Genomic DNA, 6881 nt, shown 5'->3' on the forward strand with positions numbered 1-6881 from the left:
CTACGCCTCCTCGTCTTCCGTTGTGTCGTTGTCGTTCTTGCTGTTCTTGGTGTCCTTGCGGCTGAACTCGACCTGGACGCGGGCCTTGTCGATGTCGCCGAAGGCGAGTCTGCGGGTGGTGGCCTTGCGGCCCTTCACTCCGGGCACTTCGAGGTCGAGTCCGTCGTCGTCCGCCGCGAGGATGCGGGCGACCAGTTCGCCGCCCTCGTGGAGCTGGAACCGCACGAGGCGGTCCGTGGCGCGCACGTAGTGGCGGTGCTCGGTGAGGGAGCGCTCCGCGCCCGGGGTGCCGACCTCGAGGGTGTACTCCCCCTCGCCCATCGCGTCCGTCTCGTCGAGCTTCGCCGAGAGCGCGCGGCTCACCTCGGCGATCCGGTCCAGGTCCGCTCCGGTGTCGGAGTCGACGACCACACGCAGCACACGCTTGCGGCCGACCGAGTCCACCGCGATCTCTTCGAGGTCCAGTCCCTGGGAGGCGACGAGCGGCTCCAGCAGCTCTCGCAGCCTCTCGCTCTGGGTGGTGCTCATCCGGGTGACTCCTCGGCCGCGTGTGCTGTTGTGGGACGGTGCGCGTGTCTGGTCAAAGGGTATCCGGTCCCAGGGGGTGTTGCCGTCCACCCCGGGCTCGGCGGTGCCGAAGGGTGCTGCCCGGACGGGGCCCGGGTACCGTGATCACGGGCAGGCCGCATCGCGTGTTCCCGACGCGTCGCCCGTCGTTTTGCCGTCGCTTCCGTACGAGCCCGTCGAGGACGTCTGCCGTGTCGTTTGCCTCACCCCCGCGCCTGCCCTCGGGGCCGCGCAGAAGGAGCCTGCTCGCGTCGGCCGCCGGGGCCGCCCTGCTCGTCGGCTGTTCCGGCGGGTCGGACTCCGGCGGCACGGAGGGCGGCCGGCCGGCCGCCGACCGGGCACGCGCGCGTGCGGCCCGGGACAGCGAGGGGCTGGCCGGACGGTACGCGGAGGTGATCGCCGCCCATCCGGGGCTCGCGGAACGGCTGCGGCCGTTGCACGCGGAGGCCGTACGGCACGCCGAGGCGTTCGGAACCGTACGCACGACCGCACCGGAGGCGTCGCCCTCGGCGTCCGCGCGGGCCGCGGGTCCGGGGAACGGGTCCGGCACCGTGCCGGCGTCCGAGAAGGACGCCCTGGCCCTGCTCGCCGCCGCCGAGCGGGAGCTGGCCGCCCGGCGGACCGAGGCGCTGCTGGGGGTGCCGGGCGAACTGGCGCGGTTGCTGGCCTCGGTGGCCGCGGCCGGCGCGGCACACGTGTATCTGCTGACGGAGGGTGACGGGTGAGCGAGGCGAAGGACGGGGCGCTGGACGCCCTCCAGGCGGCGCTGGCGGCGGAGCACGCGGCCGTGTACGGCTACGGGGTCGTCGGCGGGCGGATCGACGAGGAACGGCACGCCGAGGCGCGGACGGCGTACGACGCGCACCGGGCACGGCGGGACACGCTGGCGCGCGAGGTGCGCGGTCTCGGCGGCACGCCGGTCGCCGCGGCGGCCGGGTACGCGCTGCCCTTCGCGGTGCCGGACTCGGCGGCGGCGGTACGGCTGGCGGCCGAGCTGGAGGACCGGGTGGCCGGGGTCTACTCCGACCTGGTGCGGGCGGCCGGGGGCGACCGGCGGGCCGCGGCGGCCGGGGCGCTGCGCGAGGCGGCGGTCCGGGCGGTGCGCTGGCGGGGCGGCAGCGTAGCCTTCCCTGGGCTCGCCGAGCGGGCCGGCAGCCCGTCGAGGCCGGACGCCGCCTCGGACGCGGCGTCGGACCGGGCTTCGGACGCGGCGTCGGACCCGGCTTCCGCTCCGGCGGCACCGACCGCGTAACACGTACGGCTGCCCGTACGGGAAGGGAACGGCTCGCGCATGGCTTTCGAAGCGCCGCGGCGTCTGGTCAGGGCGCTCGGCGAGACGGCACCGGACGGTGACGACTGGCTGGAGGAGCTGCCCGGAGCGGCGGAACGGGCTGTGGCGCTGCGGGAGCTGACCGTGGAGCGGGTACAGGTGCCCGGTGGGCGCAGCAGCCTGGTGGTGCTGGTGCGTACGGCCGACGGGGCGCCCGCGGTGCTGAAGCTGGCCCCGCGCCGGGCCCGCCCGGAGAGTGAGCGGGCCGCACTCGCCCACTGGGGCGGGCTGGGCGCCGTACAGCTGCGCGAAGCGGAGACCACGGAGGGCGTACTGCTGCTGGAGCGGCTGCATCCGGACGTGTCGGTGCGGTCGCTGCCGGAGGCGAAGGCGTTGCTGGAGGCCGCGGGCACGCTGCGGCGGCTGTGGGTGGAGCCGCCCGCCGGGCACCCCTTCGAGACCGTGGCCGGGCGGACCGGGCGGCAGGCCGAGGCCATGCGGGCGGGGGCGGTGGCCGACCCCGAGGTGGCGCCGCTGGTCGACGCGGCGCTCGCGGCCCGCGCGGAACTGCTGGCCGCACCGCCCGAGGAGCGGCTGCTGCACGGGACGTTCCGGCAGAGCAAGGTGCTCGCCGGGGACCGGATGCCGTGGCTGGCCGTGGGCCCCGACCCGGTGGTCGGCGAGAGCGCCTTCGACCTCGCCCGGCTGGTGCGGGACCGGGTGGAGGACCTCATCGCCCAGCCGTCGGGGGCGTCGACGACCCGGCGGCGGATCAAGCGGCTCGCGGAGTCGCTGGAGGTCGACCAGGAACGACTGCGTGGCTGGACACTGTTCCGTGCCGTCGAGTCGGGCCTTCGGGCCCGCCGGGTGGGCCGGGAGCAGGACGCGGAACTGCTGCTGGAGTTCGCGGGCTGGCTGTAGGACGCCGGAGCCTGCGCGGCGGATGGGCCGCACCGCCGCCGCTCGTCACCGTACGTGTCGCGGGGCGTCCGCCGACCGACGGCCGGCATCGGTGCCGTGGCGTCCCCGGCAGGCGGGCCGGGCGCGACGTCCGGGGACGGAAGCCGCGAGTCGGGGCGGGACGCCGCGTCCGGGGACGGCAACGGTGCCCGCGGAGGCCGGAGTTGCGACGTGGTACCCGCCGCCCACGGCATGGACCTGAGCGACCGGCCTGCGCCACCGGCCCGCGGAGACGGCGCTCGTGCGGTGGTCGGAGCCGCCGCCGGGGCGGCCGGCATGCCGTGGTCGTTTTTGCCCCACCCGCAGGGGGCGCCCGTCGGTCCTGAGCGCCCCCTGCGGGCTCGGGGTCAGGCCGTGAGGCGGGTGAGGGCTTCCTCGACCGTCAGTTCCTCGCGCTCGCCGGTGCGGCGGTCCTTCAGTTCGACCACGCCTTCGGCGGAGCGGCGGCCGGCGACCAGGATCTGCGGGACGCCGATCAGCTCGGCGTCGGTGAACTTGACGCCCGGGGAGACGCCGGCGCGGTCGTCCACCAGGACGCGTACGCCCGCGGCCGCCAGCTTGTCGGAGACCTCCAGGGCCAGCTCGGTCTGCAGGGCCTTGCCGGCGGCGACGACGTGGACGTCGGCCGGGGCGACCTCCTTGGACCAGACGAGGCCCTTGTCGTCCGCGTGCTGCTCGGCGAGGGCGGCCACCGCGCGGGAGACGCCGATGCCGTAGGAGCCCATGGTGACGCGGGCCGGCTTGCCGTTCTGGCCGAGGACGTCGAGCTTGAGGGCGTCGGTGTACTTGCGGCCCAGCTGGAAGATGTGGCCGATCTCGATGGCGCGGTCCAGCTTGAGACCGGTGCCGCAGTTCGGGCAGGGGTCGCCCTCGCGGACCACGACGACGTCGACGTACGCGTCGACCTCGAAGTCACGGCCCGCCACGACGTTCCTGGCGTGCGTGTGCTCCTTGTTGGCGCCCGTGATCCACGCCGTGCCCGGCGCCACGCGCGGGTCGGCGATGTACGTCACCTTCTCGCCCAGGCCCTGCGGGCCGACGTAGCCGCGGACCAGGTCGGGGCGGCCCACGAAGTCCTCGGCGGTGACCAGTTCGACGGCGGCCGGGGCGAAGTGCGCCTCGACCTTGTCCATGTCGACCTCGCGGTCGCCGGGGACGCCCACGGCGACGATCTCGCCGCCGACCTTGACGAGCAGGTTCTTCAGCGTGGCGGAGGCCTCCACGCCGAGGGAGGCGGCGAGGGTCTCGATGGTGGGGGTGTCGGGGGTGGGGATGTCCTCGGCGGCCGGCACGTCCGCAGCGTCCACGGGCTTCAGGGCGTAGGTGATCGCCTCGGTGTTGGCGGCGAAGTCGCAGTTCGGGCAGTCGGCGAAGGTGTCCTCGCCGGCCCCGGCCGGGGCGAGGAACTCCTCCGACTTGGAGCCGCCCATCGCGCCGGCGGTGGCGGCGCAGATGCGGTAGTCGAGGCCGAGGCGCTCGAAGATCCGCTGGTAGGCGGCGCGGTGCAGGGCGTAGGACTCGGCGAGGCCCTCGTCGGCGACGTCGAAGGAGTAGGAGTCCTTCATCAGGAACTCGCGGCCGCGCAGGATGCCGGCCCGCGGGCGGGCCTCGTCGCGGTACTTGTTCTGGATCTGGTAGAGGATGACCGGCAGGTCCTTGTAGGAGGACGCCTGGTCCTTCACCAGCAGGGTGAAGATCTCCTCGTGGGTGGGGCCGAGGAGGTAGTCGCCGCCCTTGCGGTCCTGGAGGCGGAACAGCTCGGGGCCGTACTCCTCCCAGCGGCCGGTGGCCTCGTAGGGCTCGCGCGGCAGCAGGGCGGGGAGCTGGACCTCCTGGGCGCCGATGGCGTCCATCTCCTCGCGGACGATGCGCTCGACGTTGCCGAGGACCTTCTTGCCGAGCGGCAGCCAGCTCCACAGGCCGGCTGCGGTGCGGCGCACGTACCCGGCGCGGACCAGCAGCTTGTGGCTGAGGACCTCGGCGTCCGCCGGGTCGTCGCGCAGCGTCTTCGCCATCAACTTCGACATGCGCTGGACCGGTGCGTTGGCCATGGTTCTCGTGTCTCCTGCTGCTGGGGGTCGCCCCGCTCGATCGCCGCCGAGAGCGGGGGAGGGTAACAGCAGGAGGTTAACCGGGGGGTCCAGCCCGGCGGAAATCGGTTATGCCCGGCTAGGCCCGGCGCAGGGGCAGCGGGGCGCCCATCACGGCGTACGGCTTGGGGGCGCTGGGGAAGAGGACCTGGCGGGCGAGGTCCTGGTAGCCGAGGGAACGGTAGAGGCCGCGGGCGGGGCTCTCGGTGTCGATCGCGGAGAGGATCGAACGGGGTTCGGCGGCGCTGTCGGTGATCGTGGTGATCAGGGAGCGGCCGGTGCCGCGGTTCTGGTGGGCCGGGTGGACGTGGAGTTCGGTGATGACGAAGGAGTCGTCGAGCCAGGCGTCGTTGCCCCGGGCGCGGAGGTAGGGCTCGACGACGGTGGACCACCAGTGGGCGCGGTCGTTGGGCATGCCGTAGACGAAGCCGACGAGGGCGCCCCCGGCGGTGGCGCCGAGGGCTCTCGCGCCGGGGTGGGTCATGTGGCGCAGGACGATCTGGCGGCGGACGGCCACCTCGTCCGGGCCGAGTCCGAACGCGGCGGCTTGGACCGCGAGGGCCTCGTCCACGTGCGCGGCGAGGTCCAGTGGGCCGATCACGACGTCCATGTTCGGGAGCCTACAGGGGGGTTCCGGGTGTACGCCCGGGGCGGACGGGCTGTGGCTGGTCACGTCGCACGCCGGGGGCGGACGGGTTGCGGCTGGTCATGTCACACGCCGGAGCCGGAGGGGCTGTGGCGGACCCATGTCACGCTCCGGAGCCGGACGGGCTGTGGCGGACCATGTCGCACATCAGAGGCGGACGGGCTGTGGCGGACCCCGTCACACGCGAGAGCCGGACGGGGGTGGTGCGCCGTGCCCGCGCCGTGGAGTCATGTGTCGGTGCGGGCCCGTGTGCCCGGGGCGTTTCAGAACAGGACGCTCATGAACGCACCGGCCTCCTGGAAGCCCACCCGCCGGTACGTCCGTCGTGCCGCCGTGTTGAAGTCGTTCACGTACAGGCTGGCCACCGGGGCGACGTCCGCCAGGGCGTAGCGCAGGACCGCCGCCATGCCCGGTGCCGCCAGGCCCCTGCCCCGGTGCTCGGGGGCCACCCATACGCCCTGGATCTGGCAGGCGCGGTCGGTGGCGGCGCCGATCTCGGCCTTGAAGACGACCCTGCCGTCGGTGTCGAAGCGGGCGAAGGACCGGCCGGAGCCGACGAGTTCGGCGACCCGGGCCTGGTAGAGCAGGCCGCCGTCGCCGGCCATCGGGGAGATGCCGACCTCCTCCGTGAACATCGCCACGCAGGCCGGCATGATCCGCTCCATCTCGTCCTTGCGGACCCGGCGGACGTAGGGGTCGGGGGCGATGTCGGCGGGCACGCGGTCGGTGACCATGAGGGGCTGCCGGGCACGGACCTCGCGGGCCGGGCCCCAGCCCGGTTCGAGGAGCCGCCACAGCTGAGCGGTCGTGTCGGCGGGGCCGACGATCGAGGAGCAGCGGCGGCCGGCCCGCCGGGCGCGGTCGGCGAAGGCGCGGACCGCGCGGGGGGTGGCGCAGATGGGGACGAGGTTGGCGCCCGCGTAGCAGAGGGAGGTCAGCATGCCGTGCTCGTACCAGCCCCACATCTCACCGCCGAGCCGCCACGGGTCGAGGCCGGCGATCTGCACCCGGGCGGTCACGAAGGCGTTCGCGACCGGCTCGCGGTCGAGGACGGCGAGCGCGGCGTCCAGGTCGCTCGGTTCGAGCACGCGGGAGGTGGTCTGCGTCAACACGTGCGGGGGCCTCACCCTGAGATCTGCTGGTCCCCGCACTGTACCTGCCATGCATATGCCGCGCCGCCCCCCGGGGCGACGCGGCAGGAGAGGGCGGTTCGGCCCGATGGATCAGCCCGCGACGGAGACCGAGGGCTCGCCGGAGATGACGCCGTCGGCCTCCATCTGCTCGGCGATCTTCATGGCCTCCTCGATGAGGGTCTCCACGATCTTGGACTCGGGAACCGTCTTGATGA

Annotated in this window: 7 protein-coding genes and 1 pseudogene; 3 read left to right on the plus strand and 5 right to left on the minus strand. The window is 74.2% G+C overall.

Features of this window, described 5'->3' with window-relative positions; all coding sequences use genetic code 11:
* Window positions 1-528 carry a ribosome maturation factor RimP gene (gene rimP, locus ACP4IX_RS32575; protein ID WP_426525308.1) on the minus strand — a complete coding sequence of 176 codons (528 nt, stop codon included), beginning with the start codon at window positions 526-528 and terminating at the stop codon, window positions 1-3.
* Between the two features lie 230 nt (window positions 529-758).
* On the opposite strand from rimP, the gene ACP4IX_RS32580 reads away from it, so the two are divergent.
* Genes ACP4IX_RS32580 through ACP4IX_RS32590 form a run of 3 tightly spaced genes read left to right on the plus strand, consistent with a single transcriptional unit; the run spans window position 759 to window position 2758 of the window.
* Window positions 759-1292, plus strand: a complete 534-nt coding sequence (locus tag ACP4IX_RS32580) for a hypothetical protein (protein ID WP_426525306.1) — start codon at window positions 759-761, stop codon at window positions 1290-1292.
* Window positions 1289-1819 (plus strand): ferritin-like domain-containing protein, encoded by a 531-nt coding sequence (locus ACP4IX_RS32585; RefSeq protein WP_426525304.1) that lies wholly within the window; start codon window positions 1289-1291, stop codon window positions 1817-1819. Before ACP4IX_RS32580 ends, ACP4IX_RS32585 begins: the two co-directional genes overlap by 4 nt.
* 39 nt (window positions 1820-1858) lie before the next feature.
* Window positions 1859-2758, plus strand: a complete 900-nt coding sequence (locus ACP4IX_RS32590; protein ID WP_426558118.1) for an aminoglycoside phosphotransferase family protein — start codon at window positions 1859-1861, stop codon at window positions 2756-2758.
* A 386-nt stretch (window positions 2759-3144) separates the two neighbouring features.
* Here ACP4IX_RS32590 and ACP4IX_RS32595 read toward each other — a convergent pair whose 3' ends face one another.
* The 4 genes and pseudogenes from ACP4IX_RS32595 to ACP4IX_RS32610 all read right to left on the minus strand — a co-directional run.
* Window positions 3145-4848, minus strand: a complete 1704-nt coding sequence (locus tag ACP4IX_RS32595) for a proline--tRNA ligase (protein ID WP_426525300.1) — start codon at window positions 4846-4848, stop codon at window positions 3145-3147.
* 118 nt (window positions 4849-4966) lie between these two features.
* A complete protein-coding gene (locus ACP4IX_RS32600; protein ID WP_426525298.1) occupies window positions 4967-5497 on the minus strand; it encodes a GNAT family N-acetyltransferase in 531 nt (176 codons plus the stop codon).
* A 299-nt stretch (window positions 5498-5796) separates the two neighbouring features.
* Window positions 5797-6645 (minus strand): GNAT family N-acetyltransferase, encoded by an 849-nt coding sequence (locus tag ACP4IX_RS32605; protein WP_426525296.1) that lies wholly within the window; start codon window positions 6643-6645, stop codon window positions 5797-5799.
* Window positions 6646-6756: 111 nt separating this feature from the next.
* Window positions 6757-6881, minus strand: a pseudogene (locus ACP4IX_RS32610) (flavodoxin-dependent (E)-4-hydroxy-3-methylbut-2-enyl-diphosphate synthase); the annotation flags it as partial.

The sequence above is a fragment of the Streptomyces sp. WG5 genome (assembly GCF_049974565.1).
Taxonomy (GTDB): Bacteria; Actinomycetota; Actinomycetes; order Streptomycetales; family Streptomycetaceae; genus Streptomyces.

Bases quoted from the DNA above. Each gene is read 5' to 3' on its own strand.
- ACP4IX_RS32600 (WP_426525298.1), bottom strand. From the start codon at position 5,497: ATGGACGTCGTGATCGGCCCACTGGACCTCGCCGCGCACGTGGACGAG.
- ACP4IX_RS32595 (WP_426525300.1), bottom strand. From the start codon at position 4,848: ATGGCCAACGCACCGGTCCAGCGCATGTCGAAGTTGATGGCGAAGACG.
- rimP (WP_426525308.1), bottom strand. From the start codon at position 528: ATGAGCACCACCCAGAGCGAGAGGCTGCGAGAGCTGCTGGAGCCGCTC.
- ACP4IX_RS32590 (WP_426558118.1), top strand. From the start codon at position 1,859: ATGGCTTTCGAAGCGCCGCGGCGTCTGGTCAGGGCGCTCGGCGAGACG.